Source organism: Streptomyces sp. 8N616 (assembly GCF_052246385.1).
Lineage (GTDB): Bacteria > Actinomycetota > Actinomycetes > Streptomycetales > Streptomycetaceae > Streptomyces.
The window spans coordinates 249,959-268,740 of record NZ_JBQQBY010000006.1 but is presented as its reverse complement, the minus strand read 5'-3'; the positions used below and the strand labels follow the sequence as shown (position 1 = coordinate 268,740).

Sequence of the window (18,782 nt, the reverse complement as noted above, 5' to 3'; positions counted from 1 at the left end):
CTCGTACGCCATGGAGACGGTGACCGGGGAGTGCCATCCGGGCACGCGGTGCGACTGGGACAGGTCGATGCCCTCGCCGTTCTCGAGGCTGTCCCAGCAGTAGTCGCCGTAGACGTCGTCGCCGAAGGCGGCGGCGAGCGAGGTGCGCAGGCCGAGCCGGGCCAGGGCGGTGGCCATGTTGGCGACCCCGCCGGGGCTCGAGCCCATGCCCTGCGCCCAGGACTCGGTGCCGCGGACGGGGGCGCTGTCGAGTCCGGTGAAGATGATGTCCAGGAAGACGGTGCCGGTGAGATAGACGTCGACGGGCGGGTCGGCGGGCGTGCGGAGGGGGGCGAGCGGGTCCACGAGGTGGCTGCTCGCAGCGGGGACGCTCTCCGCTCCGGCCGCCGGGCGGGGCGGCCTGATTCTGTCGCTTCCCTTCACGCTCCGCTCCTCGGCTCGACGGTGATGGGTGGGGGTGGGGCTACGGCTGGACGACGGCTGGACGACGGCTGGGTGATGGCCGCGCGATCGCTGGGTCACGGCCGGGTGATGGCCGGCTGTTGGCCGAGCGATCGGTGCAGGTCGATCCCCTGTGACCCATCGTATGGACCGGGTCGGACATGGGCCGGGTCAGCGGATGCCGTGCTCGCGCCAGAAGGGGCCGAGGTCTTTGTGCGCGACGGCCTCGGCGGCGCGCTGGAAGGTGGCGGTGGTGGACACGCCGTACCAGCGGTCGCGGGCGTAGTCCCGCAGCAGCCGGGCCATCGCGGGGCCGCCGATCTCCCGCTCCAGGTCGTGCAGCGCGCATGAACCGCCCTCGTAGACGGCGGCCTTCCACGCACCGCCGCTCCGCGCCGCCCAGTGGCCCATGGAGCGGGCCGCGTCCGCGGCCGGCCGGCAGCCGGGGCGGTGGTCGCCGCGGAAGACGTCCTCGGCGTAGACGGCGAAGGCCTCGTCCAGCCAGGGCGAGCCGAACTGGTCGTTGCCGATGATGCCGTACCACCACTGGTGTGCCACCTCATGCACCGTCGCGCTGCGCACCGCGCCCGGGTTGAGCGAGCCCGCGTTGAGCGAACCCACGTTGAGCGAACCCACGTTGAGCGACCCCGCGTTGAGCAGGACGAGCCCGGGGTACTCCATGTCGCCCCCGGTGGCGTCGAATCCGTCGTGCAGCACGAGGTCCACCTCGCCGTACGGATAGCGGCCGAAGCGCGCACCGAAGTCGTCGACGGCCTCGGCGGCGACGCGCCGTGCCGCGTCGGCGGCGGGTGCCGGGGTGGCGGCGGTGCGGTAGGCGGTGATGCGGATTCCGGAGGGTGAGAGGGCGGTTGCCGTGCGGAAGGGGCCCGCGGCGAAGGCGAAGTCGCGGGCCTGGCGCGCGGTGGCGGTGGTGACGGTCCGGCCGCCGGGCTCTCCGCGGCGTGTGGTGGCGGTGCCGGTCGTGGGCACTTTCAGGGCCGAGGGGTGGTCGAGCCGTACCCGGAAGTCGGCGGCGAGGGTGTAGTAGCTCTCGCCGAAACCGACGTCGGGGTCGAGGTGCCAGCCGTGCGTGGCGTCCCGTACGGCCAGCACGGGCAGGGCGTTGCCGAGGAAGCGATACGGGCCGTGCCGGCCGAAGCGCTCGGCCCGGTCGGGCACGGTGACCGCCAGATCGAATCCGACGGTGCCACGGGCGCCGTGCGGGAGCGGCTCCGGCAGGTCGACGCGGAGGGCGGTGCAGCCGGCGGACAGCCCGCGGGCGGTGCCGCCCTCGACGCCCGTGACCTGCACGGGGGTTGTCCTGCCTGCCGGTCCGCAGCCGTCCCAGGCGTTGCCCCAGAGCCGCAGATACACCTCGCGCAGGGGAGTGCCGCCGGTGTTGGTGAACGACACGGTCTGCCGTCCGGTCCATCGGGTGGCTGTGGCGTCGGCGCGCAGGCGGATGTCGTACGCGAGGTGGGTGGGCCCGGCGTCGGTGCGGGCGGTGGCCGCGGCGGGCACCGGCCGGGCAGCCCGCTCGGCGAGCCCGGCACCGGGTACGGCCAGCAGCGCTGCGAGCGCCGCGGCCAGCATGCTGATGCGGACGGTCGGCTTCATGAGCCCCGCTCCCCCGGCTTGGAGCGCCCTCAGGGCGCGCCTTTTCAGGCTAAGGCGCGACGCCCTGCCTCGCCTCCTCGTCACCAGCTGTGGGCATTCGTTCCGCGGGGCGATGGGGGTACCCCCATGCCGTTCAGGCTATGGGGGAGGGTGGGCACAGCGACCCGCACCCGGCAACGGCGCGCACCCCCGCCGCGGGGTTGTCGTTTCGTACGCGGCCGCAGGCCGGTGGCCGGTTTGTGCCCACCCGTTCCGCCCCGCGGAACGAATGCCCACACCACGGCCCCTAGCGGCGCTTCGGCATCGGGATGCGGTCCAGGTCGCGGGCGATCGTCAGCTCGCCCTCGTAGCCCGCCGCGCGGGCCTGCCGTTCGAACTCGGCGGGCTCCGAGTAGCGCTGCGAGAAGTGCGTCAGCACCAGATGCCGTACGCCCGACTCCGCTGCGGCGCGGCCTGCCTGACCTGCCGTCAGGTGCCCGTATTCCTCCGCGAGTTCCACCGCGTCGTCGAGAAACGTCGACTCGATGACGAGCATGTCGCAGCCCTCGGCGAGCGCGTACACGCCGTCGCACATCCGGGTGTCCATGACGAACGCGAAGCGCTGCCCCCGCCGTACCTCGCTGACCTGCTCGACGGTGACCGTGCCGTGCTCGGCGGTGGCGAGCGCGCCGTCGTGCTGCAGGCGCCCGATGTCCGGCCCTGCGATCCCGTACGCCGCCAGCAGCTCCGGCAGCATGCGGCGGCCGTCCGGCTCGGTGAGGCGGTAGCCGAAGGCCTCCACGGGATGCGAGAGCTTGCGGGCCTCCAGCGTGAACCGGGGCTGGGACGCGAGCACTCCGCCGTCGCCCGAGACGGCGTGCTCGATCAGACGGACCTTCTCGCGGTACGCGGTGGCGTAGCGCAGCCGGCCGAAGAAGCGCTCGCCGCTCGCCGGGTAGTGCGCGGTGACCGGGTGCGGCACCCGGTCGAGGTTGATGCGCTGGATGACCCCGGCCAGGCCCAGCGAGTGGTCGCCGTGGAAGTGCGTGACGCAGATCCGGTTGAGGTCGTGGGCCGCCACGCCCGCGAGCAGCATCTGCCGCTGGGTGCCCTCGCCGGGGTCGAAGAGGATGCCCTCGCCGTCCCAGCGCAGCAGATAGCCGTTGTGGTTCCGGTGCCGGGTGGGCACCTGGCTGGCCGTGCCGAGGACGACGAGTTCGCGGGCGGACAACGGGAGCTCTTTTCCCGCCCTATCCCGGGGGCCAGTTGAAGCCGCGGCCGCCGAGGACGTGCGCATGGGCGTGCCAGACCGTCTGGCCCGCGCCGCTGCCGGTGTTGAACACGATGCGGTAGCCGGTCCCGTCGACCTTGTCCTCGGCCGCGACCTCGCCCGCCTCGCGCAGCACGTCCGCCGTGAGCTGCGGATCGGCGGCCGCGAGGGTGGCGGCGTCCCGGTAGTGGGCCTTGGGGACGACGAGGACGTGCGTGGGCGCCTGGGGGTTGATGTCGCGGAACGCGAGGGTGGTGTCGGTCTCGCGCACGACGTCAGCCGGGACCTCCCCCACGACGATCTTGCAGAACAGGCAGTCGTCCTGCCGCTCTCCGGCCATGCCCGGGCCTCCTTCGCGCGGATCATTCGCGCAGGCGATCAAATGCAGCCGATCATTACGGACCGCATGCTATCGGCCCGTACCTCCCGTACTTCAATCCTTGGGCCTGCGCCGCCGCAGCGCCGCCCGGCAGCCCCAGTACGCCAGGACCACCAGCCAGACGGACGGCGCGACGGTCGTGCCCAGGAAGCCCGGGTTCGTCCACGGCACGGCCACGACCAGCACCGAGATCGCCGCCACCACCCCGATCGCGCAGGCCAGCACGGCGATGTGCGCGCAGTGCCGGGCCAGCGAGAGCAGCGGGGCGCGCAGCCGCGCCGGGATCCTGGACCGTACGCGCCACGCCCAGGCCGCCCACAGCGCGGCGATCACGGCGAGCGCTCCGAGGCGGGGGCCGAGCTCTCCGGGCTGCGGCGGGGTGCCCTGGCCCGCGCCGGACGAGGCGGCGCCGATCATCCCGGCGAACAGGCCGAGCGCCGCGATCCAGCGGGCCTTGGCGACCGCACCGAAGACCATGACCTCCAGGTTGTGGCGGGCGGTGCGGTCCTCGAGGTCGACGGCTGCGACGTCGGCGAAGCCCTCGAGCGCCAGGCTCCAGCGGCTGCGGCGGCCCAGGCGCCGGTTCATATGCAGGACGGAGAGGTTGTTGCGGGCGTAGGTGTTCTCCGGGTCGAGCCGCAGCGCCTCGCGGTAGGCCTGCTCCGCGACCGGGTAGTTGCGCAGCGTCTGGGCGGTCATGCCGACCATGTAGTGCGCGCGGGACTCCTCGGGCTCGAGGTGGACGACGTGGCGGGCGACCTCGTACGCCTCGCCCGCGCGGCCCTGGCGCAGCAGCGTGCTGGCGAGGACGAGGTGGCCGCCCCAGTAGCCGGGCTCGGCGCGCACGGCCTCGTGCGCGGCGGCGGCCGCCTCCTCGTACCGGCCGAGGTCGCTCAGCGCGGCCGCCCGCGTCTGCCAGACCCTCGCCTGCGAGGGGTCGGCGGCCAGCGACTCGTCCGCGGCCCGCAGCGCGCCCTCGTTGTCGTCGAGGAGGGAGCGGCAGCGGGCCAGCTCGGCCCAGGCGGCGGCGCTGCCGGGGTCGTCGGCCAGGTACTGGACGAGCAGCGCGGCCGCCTGCTCGTACCGGCCCAGGTCGGCGAGGGCCTGGGCGCGGCGCAGGGTTTCGACGGCCACGGCGGTCACCGGCGCCCGCCGTGGTTTCGCACCGCTGCTGTCACAGAAGTCACAGCTTCCTCTTGCGCTTGAGATACGCGAGCAGGTCGTCGTACGTGCCGCCCTCGTTGCTGAACATCGCGACATTGCGGGCCGCGGCGAACCACGCGTCCGTGGACGGGCGCAGCTGCTTGGCCGCCTCCATCAGGTCCGGCATGCCGATCATCCGGGGCTCGCCGGTCCGGACGGAGTCGAGCAGCGCCTTCTCGGACGCGGTCTCGCAGAGGTGGGCCAGGTCCGCGCCCGAGAAGCCGTCGGTACGGCGCACCAGCTTGCCGAGCTCGATGCCCGCGACGGGGCGGTCGCGCAGGTGGTAGCGGAGGATCGCCTCGCGGGCGGGCTCGTCGGGGGGCAGGACGAGCAGCGTGCGGTCGAAGCGGCCGGGGCGGCGCAGGGCCGTGTCCACGTCCCAGGGGTGGTTGGTGGCGGCGAGCACGAACACGCCCTCGTTGTCGCCGTTCACCCCGTCCAGCTCGGTCAGGAGCTGGTTGACGGTGTTGCGCAGCCCGCTGTGGTGCATACGGCTGCGCTTGGCGCCGAGAGCGTCGATCTCGTCGAGGAAGAGGACGCAGGGGGCGGAGGTGCGGGCGGTCTCGAAGACGTCGTGGAGGTTGCGCTCGGAGGCGCCGATCCACATGTCGAGGACATCGCTGAGCGACACGGACAGGAACTGCGCGCCGAGTTCGCCCGCGACGGCGCGCGCGATGAACGTCTTGCCGCAGCCCGGCGGGCCGTAGAGGAGCAGGCCGCCGCGCAGGCTCTTGCCGTAGAGCCTGCGCAGCTCGGGGTTGCGCATGGGGGCGAGGAAGGCCGCCTCCAGGCGCTCCTTCACCTCGTGCATGCCGCCGACGTCGGCGAGGCGTACGGCGCCGGCTGCTTCGACGTCCCAGGTGGAGGCGCCGCCGGGGTCGGCGGGGCCGTCGGCGGCGAGGGGCGGTTGAAGGCGCTCTTCCTTACGGCCGCCCTCACCGCCGCCCTCACTGTCGTCCGACGACGGGACGAAGCGCGGCGGTACCACGTCCCCGACCTCGCGCTCGGCCGCCTGCCAGTCGAACCCGCCGTCTGGGGCAGGCGCTTGGGGCGCAGGCGCTTGCGGCGCGGGAGCCTGCGCCGCGCCGCCGTCCGGGGCGGGCGGCGGGCTGCCGCCCATGGCCCGTGCCATCAGGGCCCGCGCCTGCGCGTCGCCGGGCGAGCGCTGCAGCGCCGCCGCGATCTCGGCCACGGCCTCGTCACCGCGCCCGGCGTCGAGCAGCAGCCCGGCGAGGTGCAGGCGCAGCGGTACGTCTTCCGGCGCGGCCTCAACGGCGGCGCGCAGACTGCGGATGAGCGGTGTCTCCTCGGACATGCCCCCACCCTACGAACCGCCTGCGGCGCGCAGCACGGGAGGTACGCCTCCTCGTCCCAGCCCGTCGGCCCAGCCGGAGAGGCACCTTCTCAGCCGCCCTGCCGCACCCGAAGGCTCGCGGATGGTGAAGCGGCCCGGTCCATTCGGAGCATGGCGCGAGTGGCGCCTCAGGGAAGGACATCCGGCCTTTTACGTTGCGAGGATGACCCACGCTTCCACACCTTCCGGACACGACCTGACCAGGCGTGTTGCCCTCAGAGGACTCGTCGCTGGAGCAGGTGCGGCCACCGTCTCCGCGGCGGCAGGCGGCACGGCGTTCGCTGCCGCTCCCACCCCGAAGCCCACGTCTCCGGCCGAGCCCGCCGATACGCCGACCCCCGGGGCCATGCAGCTCTTCACCGACCCCGGGTTCAACTTCTCCGCACTCCTGGCGCTCGGCGCCGCGGGGTACGGCGCCTCGGAGGTCGGCGAGGTGCTCACCGCCGTCAACTCCATCAATGGGGCCCGGCTGAGCAACCAGTCCTACACCAAGACCTTCCTCGACTGGGGCGACCGGCTGTCCGCGAGCGCTGCCGCAGCCGGCAAGAAGGGCCGGACGCAGACCCAGCGGGCCGAGGCGCTCCGGGCGTCCCAGTATTACGCGCAGGCTCTGTTCTACGTCCTCGGCAGCGACGATCCGGGCGCCGAGGAGAACGTCTACTGGGCGGCCCGCGAACAGTGGGACCTCTTCGCCCGGCTCTGCGACCCGGCCGCCGAGCAGACCACCGTCAACGGGGGCAAGGTGAAGATGCCGGTCTGGTTCTTCCGCCCCGACGACTCCGGTGCCCGCCGCCCCACGGTCATCCTCACCAATGGCAGCGACGGCCAGAACGTCGACATGTGGACCTACGGCGTGTTCGCCGCCCTGGAGCGCGGCTGGAACGCTCTGGTCTACGACGGCCCGGGACAGGGCCAGATGATCTTCGTCAACCAGATCCCGTTCACCGGGCGCTGGGACCACGTGGTGACCCCGCTGGTCGACTGGCTCCACAAGCGCAGCGACGTCGACCACGACCGCATCGCGCTCACCGGGCTGAGCATGGGCGGGAATCTCGCTCCGCGGGCCGCCGCCTCCGAGCACCGCATCGCCGCGCTGGCCGCCATGCCCGGCTGCGTCTCACCGTGGCTGGGCTTCCCGCCCGAGATCCGGGACATCCTCCAGGACACCAAGGAGGAGACCAACCGGCTCTGGAACGAGGAGGTCGTGCCGACGCTCACCCCCGAGCTCCGCTTCCTCCTCGAGAAGCGCTTCGAGCCGTTCGACCCGGCCGTGATGCGCGCCGCCCGCGAGGGCCGCGTCTTCACCGACTTCTGGACGCCCGCCCAGGCCGTCATCGCGCTCGACATCGCCAAGGTCGTGCCGCAGATCACGTGCCCGACACTGGTCCTGGACTACGACGCCGAGCAGTTCTATCCGGGCCAGCCGAAGGCCCTCTACGACCTGCTCCGCTCGCCGAAGAAGTACATCAAGCTCACCGCCGCGCAAGGCGCTCAGCTCCACTGCTCGCCCATGGCGCCGCAGACGCACTGCGAGACCGTCTTCGACTGGCTCGACCGCACCCTGCGGGTCTGACAGCGCCTGACCGGGCGGGGCCGACAACCGGCCCCGTGCCCACCCCAACTGCACCCAGCCGTATGGCCGGTGGCCGTGCGTGCCGTGCGAGCGGTCAGGGCGAAGCCGGGAGGTCCGGGGGGGACTTCGCCGGGTTTTCCGAGAGGGCCGCCAGGGCGATGCGGATCGCCTCGTCGAGTTGGGGGTCGCGGCCCGCCGCCCAGTCCTGAGGCGCGTGGACGACCTCCACGTCCGGGTCGACCCCGTGGTTCTCCACGCCCCACCCGTAACCCTCCAGCCAGAACGCGTACTTCGGCTGGGTCACCACCGTGCCGTCGACCAGCCCGTACCGGTGGTCGATCCCGATCACCCCGCCCCACGTCCGCGTGCCGACCACCGGGCCGATCCCCAGTGCCTTGATCGCGGCGTTGACGATGTCCCCGTCCGACCCCGAGAACTCGTTCGCGACGGCGACGACCGGCCCGCGCGGCGCGTCCTGCGGGTAGCTCATCGGCTGCAGCCCGCGCGGCAGGTCCCAGCCGACGATCCGGCGTGCCAGCTTCTCGACGACCAGCTGGGAGGTATGCCCGCCGCGGTTCTCGCGGACGTCCACGACCAGGCCCTCGCGGGCGACTTCGACGCGCAGGTCGCGATGGATCTGAGCCCAGCCCGGCGCCTGCATGTCAGGGACGTGCAGATAGCCGAGCCGCCCGCCGGACCGTTCATGCACGTACGCGCGCCGGTCCGCGACCCACGCGTGGTAGCGCAGCGGCTCCTCGTCCGCGATCGGCACGACGACCGCGTGCCGCGGGTCGCCGCCCCCGGCCGGGGCGATCGTCAGCTCGACGGGCTTGCCGGCCGCGCCGACCAGCAGCGGGCCAGGACCGGTGACCGGGTCCACCCGGTGCCCGTCGACCGCGACGATCGCATCCCCGGCCCGTACGGCCACGCCGGGTGCGGCGAGCGGGGAGCGGGCGTGCGGGTCGGAGCTCTCCGACGGCAGGATCCGCTCGATGCGCCACACCCCGTCGTCGTCACGGGCGAGGTCCGCGCCGAGCAGCCCCTGCCGGTGGGCCGGGTCGCCGTACCCGCCGGGCGGGGTGACGTACGCGTGGGAGGTGCCGAGCTCGCCCTGGACCTCCCACAGCAGGTCCACCAGGTCGTCGTGGGTCGCGGCGCGGGCGAGCGCCGGCCGGTAGCGGTCGAGGACCGCGTCCCAGTCGACCCCTCCCAGGTCCGGCCGCCAGAAGTTGTCGCGCATGAGGCGCCCGGCCTCGTCGTACATCTGCCGCCACTCGGCGGCCGGTTCGACGGTCAGCCGGATCCGCGACAGGTCGACGGTGAGGCTGTCCCCGCCGTCCTCGTCGTCGCCCGCCGAGGACGGCTTGCCGTCGGCGGGTACGACCCGCAGCTTGTCGCCGGTGAGGAGCAGCAGCCGCCTGCCGTCGCCGCTGACGGCGAAGTCGTCGGCGTTCCCGGTGAGTTCCTCGACGCGCCGCTGGGCGAGGTCGTAGCGCAGGAGTGCGGTGGTGGGCCCGTCGTCGTCCGGGGTGGCCAGGGCGGACCCGAGGACGCCGCGCAGCGGGTGGCGCAGCCACAGCACGCCGTCCTCGGCGGCGCGCAGCGTCGAGTAGCGGGCGGCCTCGACCGGGAAGGGCACGATGCGGTCGGCGAGCCCGTCGAGGTCGATACGAGTGGCGGGCGGCGCCTGGTCCTGGTCCTCCCGGTGGTCGCCGCCACCGCCCTCGTCCGCCTTGTCGTCCCCGAAGGTGCGGCCGTGCCGCTGCGGGCCGAACGGCGAGGGCGTGGTGGCGGCGAGCGTGATGAGGTGCGGGCGGCAGGCGCCGACGAACGCCAGGTCGAAGACGTGCGCGTCGTAGACCGGGTCGAACGCCCGCTCGGAGAGGAAGGCGAGGTGCTTGCCGTCGGCGGTGAAGGCGGGCGAGAAGTCGTTGAAGCGCAGCGGCGTCGCGTCAGCGACGGACAGGTCGGCGGCGTTGGCGATCTTCAGCTGGCGCAAGGGTCCCGGGCCCGGGTGTGACCAGGCGAGCCATCCGGAGTCGGGCGAGAACACAAGGCCGTCGGCGTCGCCGTACGCGCTGCGCACGACCTCGCGGACCTCCCCGGACTCCCGCTCGACGATCAGCACGCGGCCGTCGTGGGAGGCGACGGCGGCGCGGCTGCCGTCGGGGGCCATGGCGAGGTCGAGGACCCGGCCGAGCTGCCCGGCGCCGAGGCGGCGCGGGGCCGCGCCGGGTGCCGCACCGCAGGCCGGGGCGAACTCGAGGGCGTCCTCGCCCTCCGCGTCCGTGACCCACACGACGTGCTCGTCGCCGCCCGGTCCGGCCCGGAAGACGCGCGGCAGCCGCCCGCGTACGCCCGGGGTCGCGGCGAGCGCCCGGGCCGGGCCCTCCCGGTGGGTGACCCAGTGGATGCTGCCGCGCACCTCGACCGCGCTGCCCCGGCCGGTCCGGTCCGGCCGGGCCTCGCCGAGATACGCGGAGGCCCGCACCGGGTGCGGCTGGAGGTCGCTGCGCTGGCCGCCGAGGCGGACGCCGAGGCGGCGCGGCTCCGCGCTCTCCAGGTCGTCCAGCAGCCACAGTTCGCCCGCCGAGGAGTACGTGACGCGGGTCCCGTCGGTGGCCGCGTGGCGGGCGTAAAAGCCGTCGAGTGCGGTGTGACGGCGCAGGTCGGAGCCGTCGGGGAGGGAGGAGTAGAGCGCGCCGGTGCTCTCGTGGTCGGAGAGGAACGCGATCCGGTCCCCCACCCACAGCGGGCACTCGATGTTCCCGTCGAGCTCTGCGTGCAGCCGCTCGAACTCCCCGCTCCCGTCGCGGTCGAGCCACAGCTTGCCCGCCGTGCCGCCGCGGTAGCGCTTCCAGGCCGCGGCCTCGCGGCCCATGGTCGCCGAGAGCAGCAGCACGCCCCCGCGGGCCCCGCCCGGGCCGTACGCCACGGCGCCGACCGGACCGTACGGGAGCGTGCGCGCCGGGCCGCCGTCCAGCGGGACGGCCCGCGCCCAGGTGCGGCGCACGGACGCCTGCTCGTACGTGCTGATCGCCAGCACCTCGCCGCCGGGCGTCCAGCCGCGGACCGCGGTCTTCCAGCTGCCCCAGTAGGTGAGCCGCGTGGAGCTGCCGCCGTCCACGGGCGCGATGTGCACCTCGGGCGCGCCGTCGCGGGTGGAGGTCCAGGCGATGTGCCCGCCGTCCGGGGAGATGCGCGGGTACGAGACGGGCATGTTGTCGGCGCTGACCCGCCAGGCGCGGCCCCCGCCGATGGGGGCGGCCCATACGTCGTCCTCGGCGGTGAAGGTGATCAACTCGCCGTGCAGATGCGGGTGGCGGAGATACGAGGGCTGCGGCGAAGAAGGCGTCGAAGGCTGGGTCACCCCGCCACACTAATCACGCGCTGCGGGCCCGACCAGCACTTTCCGTGACTTGCGATCAGTGGGCAGGGTACGGTCAGGACCAGCGGCCCGTACGGCCCAGCAGCAGGGCCGTCGCCGCCGTGCCCGCGGTGGAGGTGCGCAGCACGCTCGGGCCCAGCCGGTACGGCTTCGCTCCCGCTTCCCCGAACGCCGCAAGCTCCTCCGAGGAGACGCCTCCCTCGGGGCCGACGACCAGCACGATGTCCCCCTCGGCGGGGAGTTCCGCCGAGGCCAGCGGCTCGCTGCCCTCCTCGTGGAGCACGGCCGCGAACGCCGCCCCCGCCAGCATCCCGGCGACCTGACGCGTCGTCATCGGCTCGGTCACCTCGGGGAAGCGGAGGCGGCGGGACTGCTTGCCCGCCTCGCGGGCGGTGGCCCGCCACTTGCCCAGCGACTTCAGTCCGCGCTCGCCCTTCCACTGCGTGACGCAGCGCGCCGCCGCCCACGGGACGATCGCGTCGGCACCGGTCTCCGTCATGGTCTCGACGGCGAGTTCGCCCCTGTCCCCCTTGGGCAGTGCCTGGACGACGGTGATCCGGGGCCGCGGCTCGGCCTCCGTACGGAGCTCGCAGACCGCGACCTCCAGCCGGTCCTTGCCCTCGACGGCGGCCACCGTGCCGTACGCCCCGCTGCCCGCGCCGTCCGTCAGCACGATCTCCTCGCCGATGCGCAGCCGCCGTACGGACACCGCGTGGCGGCCCTCGGGCCCGTCGAGCGTGATGGCCCTCGCGCCGTTCCCGAGCCGGAGCCGGTCGCGGTCGACCAGGAAGACCGGAGCCGTCACGTGGCGGCCCCGAGCGTCAACGTCGCCCGCGCGGCCTCCAGTTCGGCGGTCAGCACCTCGACCAGCTGCCCGGCCGGCAGCTGGCGCGCCAGCTTGTGGCCCTGGCCCGCCCACAGCGCCATGCCCTGCGGGTCGCCCGCCGTGGCCGCGGCCTTGCGCAGCCCGGCGGTCAGGTAGTGGATCTGCGGGTAGGCGGCCGGCGCGTACGGGCCGTGCTCGCGGATGAAGCGGTTGACCAGGCCGCGCGCCGGGCGTCCCGAGAAGGCGCGGGTGAGCTGGGTGCCGGTGAACAGCGGCTCCGTCATCGCCCGCTTGTGCAGCGCGTTCGCGCCCGACTCGGTGGTGACGAGGAAGGCCGTGCCGAGCTGGACCGCGGCGGCTCCCGCGGCCAGGGCGCCCGCGATCTGTCCGCCGCGCATCAGCCCGCCCGCCGCCACGATCGGCAGCTGTACGGCCTCGCGGACCTGCGCGATGAGCGTCAGCAGGCCGACGCCGGAGGCGGTGCCGTCGGCCTGCGGGTCGTCGTGGTGGGTGCCCTGGTGGCCGCCCGCCTCGATGCCCTGGACGCAGACGGCGTCGGCGCCCGACCACTGGGCGGCCTGCGCCTCGGCGACGCTGGTGACGGTGACGACCGTGAGCGTGCCGGTCTTGCCGAAGGCGTCGAGGACGGCGCGCGAGGGGCAGCCGAAGGTGAAGGAGACGACCGGGACGGGGTCGTCGAGCAGGATCGCGAGCTTGGCCTCGTACGCGTCGTCCGTCGACCCGTCGGTGTCGCCGAGCGGCGTCTCGTACCAGGCGGCCTCGCCCGCGAGCTGCTCGCGGTAGACCTCGACGGCGGACGGGTCGGCGACGCAGGGCTGCGGCATGAAGAGGTTCACGCCGAAGGGGCGCTGGGTGAGCCCGCGGAGCCGCTTGATCTCCTGGTACATGGCCTCCGGCGTCTTGTACCCGGCAGCCAGGAAGCCGAGGCCGCCCGCGTCGCACACGGCGGCGGCGAGCTCGGGGCACGAGGCGCCGCCGGCCATGGGGGCCTGCACGATGGGGTGCGGCGACAGATCGGAGAACACGGAGGGCATGTCCACATGGTGTCACGCGGTGACGCCCTGCGGCTGAGCGGGCCCCGCCGCCGCGGTGCGGGCACGCGCCCCACGGCTGTGGGCAGTCGTTCCCCAGGGCGGAACGGGCCCCTCCGCCCCCCGGTGTGGGCATTCGTCCCGCGGGGCGGGACGGGTGGGCACACCGCGGCCACCGGCGTGCAGCCGCGTACGAGACGGCAACCCTCCGGCGGGGGTACGCCGCCGTTGCCGGGTGCGGGCCGTGGTGTGCCCACCCGTTCCGCCCCGCGGAACGAATGCCCACACCACGGCTAGCGGCCGTTGAAGGCGTCCTTCAGGCGGGAGAAGAGGCCCTGCTGGCCCGGCTGGAACTGGCCCAGCGGCCGTTCCTCGCCACGCAGCTTCGCCAGCTGCCGCAGCAGGTCCTCCTGCTGCGGATCGAGCTTCGACGGGGTCTGGACCTCGACGTGGACGACCAGGTCGCCGCGCCCGCCGCCTCGCAGGTGCGTGATCCCGCGCTGGTGCAGCGGGATCGACTGCCCGGACTGCGTCCCCGGCCGGATGTCGACCTCCTCGAGCCCGTCCAGCGTCTCCAGCGGCACCTTCGTGCCGAGCGCGGCCGCCGTCATCGGGATGGTGACCGTGCAGTGCAGGTCGTCGCCGCGGCGCTGGAACACCGCGTGCGGCAGCTCGTGGATCTCGACGTACAGGTCGCCCGCCGGGCCGCCCCCCGGGCCGACCTCACCCTCGCCCGCGAGCTGGATGCGGGTGCCGTTGTCGACACCGGCCGGGATCTTGACGGTGAGCGTGCGCCGCGACCGTACGCGCCCGTCGCCCGCGCACTCCGGGCACGGGTTCGGCACGACCGTGCCGAACCCCTGGCACTGCGGGCACGGCCGCGAGGTCATGACCTGCCCGAGGAAGGACCGCGTCACCTGCGAGACCTCGCCGCGGCCGCGGCACATGTCGCAGGTCTGCGCCGACGTCCCCGGCGCCGCGCCCTCGCCGCTGCACGTGGTGCAGACGATGGCCGTGTCGACCTGGATGTCCTTCGTCGTTCCGAAGGCCGCCTCGTCCAGCTCGATGTCGAGCCGGATCATCGCGTCCTGGCCGCGCCGCGTACGCGACCGCGGCCCGCGCTGCGACGCGGTGCCGAAGAAGGCGTCCATGATGTCGGAGAAGTTGCCGAAGCCCGCGCCGAAGCCGCCCGCGCCGCCACCGGCGGCGGCGCCGGAGAGCGGGTCGCCGCCGAGGTCGTAGACCTGCTTCTTCTGCGGGTCCGAGAGCACCTCGTAAGCGGCGTTGATCTCCTTGAACCGCTCCTGGGTCTTCGGATCCGGGTTGACGTCCGGGTGCAGCTCACGAGCGAGGCGCCGGAACGCCTTCTTGATCTCGTCCTGCCCTGCGTCGCGGCGCACGCCGAGGACGGCGTAGTAATCCGTGGCCACTTACGACTCCGCCAGGATCTGTCCGACGTAACGTGCCACTGCGCGTACCGCTCCCATCGTTCCGGGGTAGTCCATGCGGGTCGGTCCGACCACGCCGAGTTTGGCGACTGCCTCGTCGCCCGAACCGTAGCCGACCGCGACGACCGACGTGGAGTTCAGTCCTTCGTGAGCATTCTCATGCCCGATTCGTACGGTCATGCCCGGGTCCTTGGCCTCCCCGAGCAGTTTGAGGAGCACCACCTGCTCCTCGAGAGCTTCCAGCACCGGCCGGATGGTCAGCGGGAAGTCGTGCGCGAAGCGGGTGAGGTTGGCGGTACCGCCGATCACCAGACGCTCCTCAGTCTCCTCGACCAAGGTCTCGAGCAGGACGGCCAGGACCGTGGAGACGGTGGCCTGGTCCTCCGGGTCGAAGGAGTCGGGCAGGTCCTGCACGAGCTGGGGCACATCGGAGAACCGCCGGGCGACGATCCGGCTGTTGAGCCGCGCCCGCAGGTCGGCGAGCGAGGTCTCGCCGAAGGGCGCCGGGAGGTCCACCATGCGTTGCTCGACGCGGCCGGTGTCCGTGATCAGCACGAGCATGATCCGGGCCGGGGCCAGCGACAGCAGCTCCACGTGCCGGATGGTCGAGCGCGTCAGCGACGGGTACTGCACCACCGCGACCTGCCGGGTCAGCTGCGCGAGCAGCCTGACCGTACGGCCCACCACGTCGTCCAGGTCGACGGCGCCGTCCAGGAAGTTCTGGATGGCCCTGCGCTCGGCCTGGGAGAGCGGCTTGACACCCGCCAGCTTGTCGACGAAGAGCCGGTAGCCCTTGTCGGTCGGGATACGGCCCGCGCTCGTGTGCGGCTGGGCGATGTAACCCTCGTCCTCCAGCACCGCCATGTCGTTGCGGACGGTCGCCGGGGAGACGCCGAGGCCGTGCCGCTCCGTGAGCGCCTTGGAGCCGACCGGCTCCTCCGTGCCCACGTAGTCCTGGACGATGGCGCGCAGCACCTCGAGTCTGCGTTCGCTGAGCATGCGCACACCTCCAGCTGCGGTTCCTCGGCCCTCTGCTTGGCACTCACTGTGTCTGAGTGCCAGCTTCCCCCGAGCCAGTGTACGGCGCACTGGTATGACCAGGGCAAGGGCGGCCCACCTGCCGGGTTCCCGCCGGCCGGGGATGGCGGCCGGCGGGAACCCGGCAGCGGGCAACGCTACCCGGCTGCGACTAGCGTCGTCGTATGAACCGGACTTGGGAAGAGGCGGGCTGGGAGCAGCTTGCGCCGGGCGTCGCCCGGCGGAGGCTGCCCGGCTGGGACGCGACGGCGGGCCTCGTCCACGGCCCGTCCGCGGTGCTGATGGTGGACGCGGGAGCCACCCTGCGCGAGGGCGCGGAGCTGCGGCGGCAGGCGGAGGAGATGCTCGGCCGCCGGGTGACGCATCTCGCGCTCACCCACCCGCACTTCGATCACGTCCTGGGCGCCGCGGCCTTCGCGGGGACGCAGGTGTACGGCGCGATCCGGATGGACCTGATGATGGGCGGGCAGCGGGCGCGCGCGACGCTGCGCGAGGACGCGATCCGGCACGGGCTCGACCGGGAGGCCGCGGCGGAGGCGGCCGAGCTGCTCGTCCCGCCGCGCCACCTGATCAGCGGGGACATGACGGTGTCGCTCGGCGAAGGGCGCGAGGCGGTGCTGGTGAACGCCGGGCCCGGGCACAGCGGCCACGACCTGGCGGTGCTCGTGCCGGGCCGCGGGGGCGCGCCGAGCGTCGTCTTCTGCGGCGACCTGGTGGAGGAGTCGGGCGAGCCGCAGGCCGGGCCCGACGCCATTCCGTCGCAGTGGCCCGCGGCGCTGGACCGCCTCCTGGGCCTGGGCGGCGAGGACGCGCTGTACGTGCCCGGGCACGGAGCGGTGGTCGACGCCCGCTTCGTCCGGGCCCAGCGCGACGAGCTGGCGGCGCGCTTCGGCGTGTCGTAGCCGCACGGGGGCGACGGCTCCGTAGTGTCGGCCGGATGCGCAGCAGCAGACAGTACGGGCCGGATCTCACGCCGCCGTGGAAGAAGCAGAAGCCCGTGCCCGAGGTGCCGGCCGAGATCGACCTGGTGGTCGAGGAGGTCACCACCGGCTTCTGCGGTGCCGTCGTCCGCTGCGAGAAGACGGCCCAGGGCCCGACGGTCACCCTCGAGGACCGCTTCGGCAAGCATCGCGTCTTCCCCATGGAGCCCCGCGGCTTCCTGCTGGAGGGGCGCGTCGTCACGCTCGTACGCCCCTCGGTGGCGGCCCCGCGTACGCCGACCCGTACGGCGTCGGGCTCGGTCGCCGTCCCCGGCGCGCGGGCAAGAGTCGCGCGCGCCGGGCGGATCTACGTCGAGGGGCGGCACGACGCCGAGCTCGTCGAGCGGGTCTGGGGCGACGACCTGCGCATCGAAGGCGTGGTCGTCGAGTACCTGGAGGGCGTCGACGACCTTCCGGCGATCGTCCGCGACTTCGCGCCCGGCCCGGACGCCCGCCTCGGCGTGCTCGTCGACCATCTGATCCCGGGTTCGAAGGAGTCCCGGATCGCGGCGGAGGTGACGGGCCCCGACGTGCTGGTGGCCGGACACCCGTACATCGACGTCTGGGAGGCCGTGAAGCCGTCCTCGGTCGGCATCCCGGCCTGGCCCGCCGTGCCGCGCGGCCAGGACTGGAAGACGGGGGTTTGCCGGGCGCTCGGCTGGCCGGAGAACACGGGCGCCGCGTGGCAGCGCATCCTGCGTTCGGTCCGCAGCTACAAGGACCTGGAGCCGGCCCTGCTGGGCCGGGTCGAGGAGTTGATCGACTTCGTCACGGCTCCGGCCTGACCCGCACATCGTCCCCAGGCCCCGGGATGCGCGGTCAGGGGGAGCGCGCTAGTCGACCAGATCACGTACGACCGCGTCGGCCAGCAGCCGCCCGCGCAGGGTCAGCACCGCCCGGCCCGCCTCGTACGGTCCCCGCTCCAGCAGTCCGTCCGCCAGCGCCCGTGCCGCGGCCCGCGCGCCCGCCGGGGCGAGCAGGTCCAGCGGGCAACCCTCGCCGAGGCGCAGCTCGAGCAGGATCCGCTCGACCCGGCGGTCCTCGGCGCCGAGCACCTCGCGGCCCGCGCCCGGCGAGCGGCCCTCGCTCAGCGCCTGCGCGTACGCGCCCGGGTGCTTGGCGTTCCACCAGCGGACGCCGCCGACGTGGCTGTGCGCGCCCGGCCCCGCGCCCCACCAGTCGGCGCCGGTCCAGTACAGCTCGTTGTGACGGCAGCGCCCGGCTTCCGACGTGGCCCAGTTCGACACCTCGTACCACTGGAAACCTGCGGCCGACAGCGTCTCCTCGGCCATGAGGTAGCGGTCGGCGTGCACGTCGTCGTCCGTCATCGGCACCTCGCCGCGCCGGATGCGGCGGGCGAGCTGCGTGCCCTCCTCGACGATCAGCGCGTACGCGGAGACGTGGTCGGGGCCCGCTCCGATCGCCGCGTCCAGCGACGCGCGCCAGTCCTCGTCGCTCTCCCCCGGTGTTCCGTAGATCAGGTCCAGGTTCACATGCTCGAACCCGGCGGCGCGGGCCTCCGCGACGCAGGCCTCAGGGCGCCCGGGGGTGTGCGTACGGTCCAGTACCTGCAGGACGTGCCGGCGCGCGCTCTGCATCCCGAAGGAGACGCGGTTGAAGCCGGCGTCCCTGAGCTCTGCGAGATAGCGCGGATCCACGGACTCCGGGTTGGCCTCGGTCGTGATCTCGGCGCCGTCCGCGAGGCCGAACTCGTCCCGGATCGCGGCGAGCATCCGCCCCAGGTCGTCGGCGGCGAGCAGAGTCGGCGTCCCGCCCCCGACGAATACGGTCTCGGCCCGGCGGGGGTCGTCGCCGAGCACCTTCCGGGCGAGCCGGATCTCCTCGGTCAGGGTGTCGGCGTAGTTGTCGCGCGAGGCCAGGACGCCGCCGGAGCTGCGCAGCTCGCTCGCGGTGTAGGTGTTGAAGTCGCAGTAGCCGCAGCGGGTCGCGCAGTACGGCACGTGCAGGTAGAAGCCGAGGGGACGGGCGGCCGCGCCGGCGAGCGCGTGACGGGGCAGTGCGCCGTCGCTGGGCATGGGCTCGCCGTCGGGCAGTGCGGATGGCATGCCCCCATTGTCCCCCGCCCCGGGGAACCCCCGACCGGGGAGTCCCGGCCACGCGTCCCCCCGACCGGCGCTTCGCCCCGGAACCTTCCCGCCCACCTGCCTGTGAAAGGGCAGGTGGGCGGGAAACGGCGCGAGGCCGGGTGGGGGTGCCGGGGCCGCGCCGGAGGG

General features: G+C 73.8%; 15 protein-coding genes. 3 read left to right on the top strand and 12 right to left on the bottom strand.

The features are described from left to right. The 6 genes from ACTWQC_RS08070 to ACTWQC_RS08045 all read right to left on the bottom strand — a co-directional run. On the bottom strand, window positions 1–405 hold a 405-nt coding region (locus ACTWQC_RS08070; RefSeq protein WP_443314871.1), incomplete at its 3' end, for a PfkB family carbohydrate kinase. Window positions 406–612: 207 nt separating this feature from the next. After that, complete coding sequence (locus ACTWQC_RS08065; RefSeq protein WP_443314859.1) at window positions 613–2,058, bottom strand: M1 family metallopeptidase; 1,446 nt, start codon at window positions 2,056–2,058, stop codon at window positions 613–615. A gap of 286 nt (window positions 2,059–2,344) precedes the next feature. After that, complete coding sequence (locus tag ACTWQC_RS08060; RefSeq protein ID WP_443314858.1) at window positions 2,345–3,268, bottom strand: ribonuclease Z; 924 nt, start codon at window positions 3,266–3,268, stop codon at window positions 2,345–2,347. Between the two features lie 19 nt (window positions 3,269–3,287). Beyond that, on the bottom strand, window positions 3,288–3,647 hold the full coding sequence (locus ACTWQC_RS08055) for a histidine triad nucleotide-binding protein (RefSeq protein ID WP_443314857.1): 360 nt from the start codon (window positions 3,645–3,647) through the stop codon (window positions 3,288–3,290). Between the two features lie 93 nt (window positions 3,648–3,740). Next, entirely contained in the window at window positions 3,741–4,820 is a 1,080-nt protein-coding gene (locus ACTWQC_RS08050; protein WP_443314856.1) for a tetratricopeptide repeat protein, read from the bottom strand. 49 nt (window positions 4,821–4,869) lie between these two features. Next, on the bottom strand, window positions 4,870–6,204 hold the full coding sequence (locus ACTWQC_RS08045; protein WP_443314855.1) for a tetratricopeptide repeat protein: 1,335 nt from the start codon (window positions 6,202–6,204) through the stop codon (window positions 4,870–4,872). A 202-nt stretch (window positions 6,205–6,406) separates the two neighbouring features. On the opposite strand from ACTWQC_RS08045, the gene ACTWQC_RS08040 reads away from it, so the two are divergent. Further along, window positions 6,407–7,816, top strand: a complete 1,410-nt coding sequence (locus ACTWQC_RS08040) for an alpha/beta hydrolase family protein (protein ID WP_443314854.1) — start codon at window positions 6,407–6,409, stop codon at window positions 7,814–7,816. Window positions 7,817–7,910: 94 nt separating this feature from the next. On the opposite strand, the gene ACTWQC_RS08035 is transcribed toward ACTWQC_RS08040, so the two are convergent. The 5 genes from ACTWQC_RS08035 to hrcA form a co-directional block, all read right to left on the bottom strand. After that, a complete protein-coding gene (locus ACTWQC_RS08035; protein ID WP_443314853.1) occupies window positions 7,911–11,186 on the bottom strand; it encodes a S41 family peptidase in 3,276 nt (1,091 codons plus the stop codon). A 73-nt stretch (window positions 11,187–11,259) separates the two neighbouring features. Next, window positions 11,260–12,009, bottom strand: coding sequence for a 16S rRNA (uracil(1498)-N(3))-methyltransferase (locus tag ACTWQC_RS08030; protein ID WP_443314852.1), 750 nt, complete (start codon window positions 12,007–12,009; stop codon window positions 11,260–11,262). Continuing rightward, complete coding sequence (locus tag ACTWQC_RS08025) at window positions 12,006–13,085, bottom strand: nitronate monooxygenase (protein WP_443314851.1); 1,080 nt, start codon at window positions 13,083–13,085, stop codon at window positions 12,006–12,008. The genes ACTWQC_RS08030 and ACTWQC_RS08025 overlap by 4 nt, the downstream gene beginning before the upstream one ends. A 290-nt stretch (window positions 13,086–13,375) precedes the next feature. Next, window positions 13,376–14,512 carry a molecular chaperone DnaJ gene (gene dnaJ / locus ACTWQC_RS08020; RefSeq protein ID WP_443314850.1) on the bottom strand — a complete coding sequence of 379 codons (1,137 nt, stop codon included), beginning with the start codon at window positions 14,510–14,512 and terminating at the stop codon, window positions 13,376–13,378. Further along, on the bottom strand, window positions 14,513–15,529 hold the full coding sequence (hrcA, locus tag ACTWQC_RS08015; protein ID WP_443314849.1) for a heat-inducible transcriptional repressor HrcA: 1,017 nt from the start codon (window positions 15,527–15,529) through the stop codon (window positions 14,513–14,515). A gap of 203 nt (window positions 15,530–15,732) precedes the next feature. On the opposite strand from hrcA, the gene ACTWQC_RS08010 reads away from it, so the two are divergent. Both ACTWQC_RS08010 and ACTWQC_RS08005 read left to right on the top strand, forming a co-directional pair. Further along, complete coding sequence (locus ACTWQC_RS08010) at window positions 15,733–16,470, top strand: MBL fold metallo-hydrolase (protein WP_443314848.1); 738 nt, start codon at window positions 15,733–15,735, stop codon at window positions 16,468–16,470. 35 nt (window positions 16,471–16,505) lie between these two features. Next, window positions 16,506–17,333, top strand: coding sequence for a DUF3097 domain-containing protein (locus ACTWQC_RS08005; protein WP_443314847.1), 828 nt, complete (start codon window positions 16,506–16,508; stop codon window positions 17,331–17,333). A 48-nt stretch (window positions 17,334–17,381) separates the two neighbouring features. Here the strand turns inward: ACTWQC_RS08005 and hemW are convergent, their stop codons facing one another. Beyond that, window positions 17,382–18,614, bottom strand: coding sequence for a radical SAM family heme chaperone HemW (gene hemW / locus ACTWQC_RS08000; RefSeq protein WP_443314846.1), 1,233 nt, complete (start codon window positions 18,612–18,614; stop codon window positions 17,382–17,384). Window positions 18,615–18,782 lie beyond the last annotated feature (168 nt).

Coding starts and splice junctions, on each gene's coding strand:
- ACTWQC_RS08065 (WP_443314859.1), bottom strand. CDS start 2,058: ATGAAGCCGACCGTCCGCATCAGCATGCTGGCCGCGGCGCTCGCAGCG.
- ACTWQC_RS08055 (WP_443314857.1), bottom strand. CDS start 3,647: ATGGCCGGAGAGCGGCAGGACGACTGCCTGTTCTGCAAGATCGTCGTG.
- ACTWQC_RS08045 (WP_443314855.1), bottom strand. CDS start 6,204: ATGTCCGAGGAGACACCGCTCATCCGCAGTCTGCGCGCCGCCGTTGAG.
- ACTWQC_RS08040 (WP_443314854.1), top strand. CDS start 6,407: ATGACCCACGCTTCCACACCTTCCGGACACGACCTGACCAGGCGTGTT.
- ACTWQC_RS08025 (WP_443314851.1), bottom strand. CDS start 13,085: ATGCCCTCCGTGTTCTCCGATCTGTCGCCGCACCCCATCGTGCAGGCC.
- hrcA (WP_443314849.1), bottom strand. CDS start 15,529: ATGCTCAGCGAACGCAGACTCGAGGTGCTGCGCGCCATCGTCCAGGAC.
- ACTWQC_RS08010 (WP_443314848.1), top strand. CDS start 15,733: ATGAACCGGACTTGGGAAGAGGCGGGCTGGGAGCAGCTTGCGCCGGGC.
- ACTWQC_RS08005 (WP_443314847.1), top strand. CDS start 16,506: ATGCGCAGCAGCAGACAGTACGGGCCGGATCTCACGCCGCCGTGGAAG.
- hemW (WP_443314846.1), bottom strand. CDS start 18,614: ATGCCATCCGCACTGCCCGACGGCGAGCCCATGCCCAGCGACGGCGCA.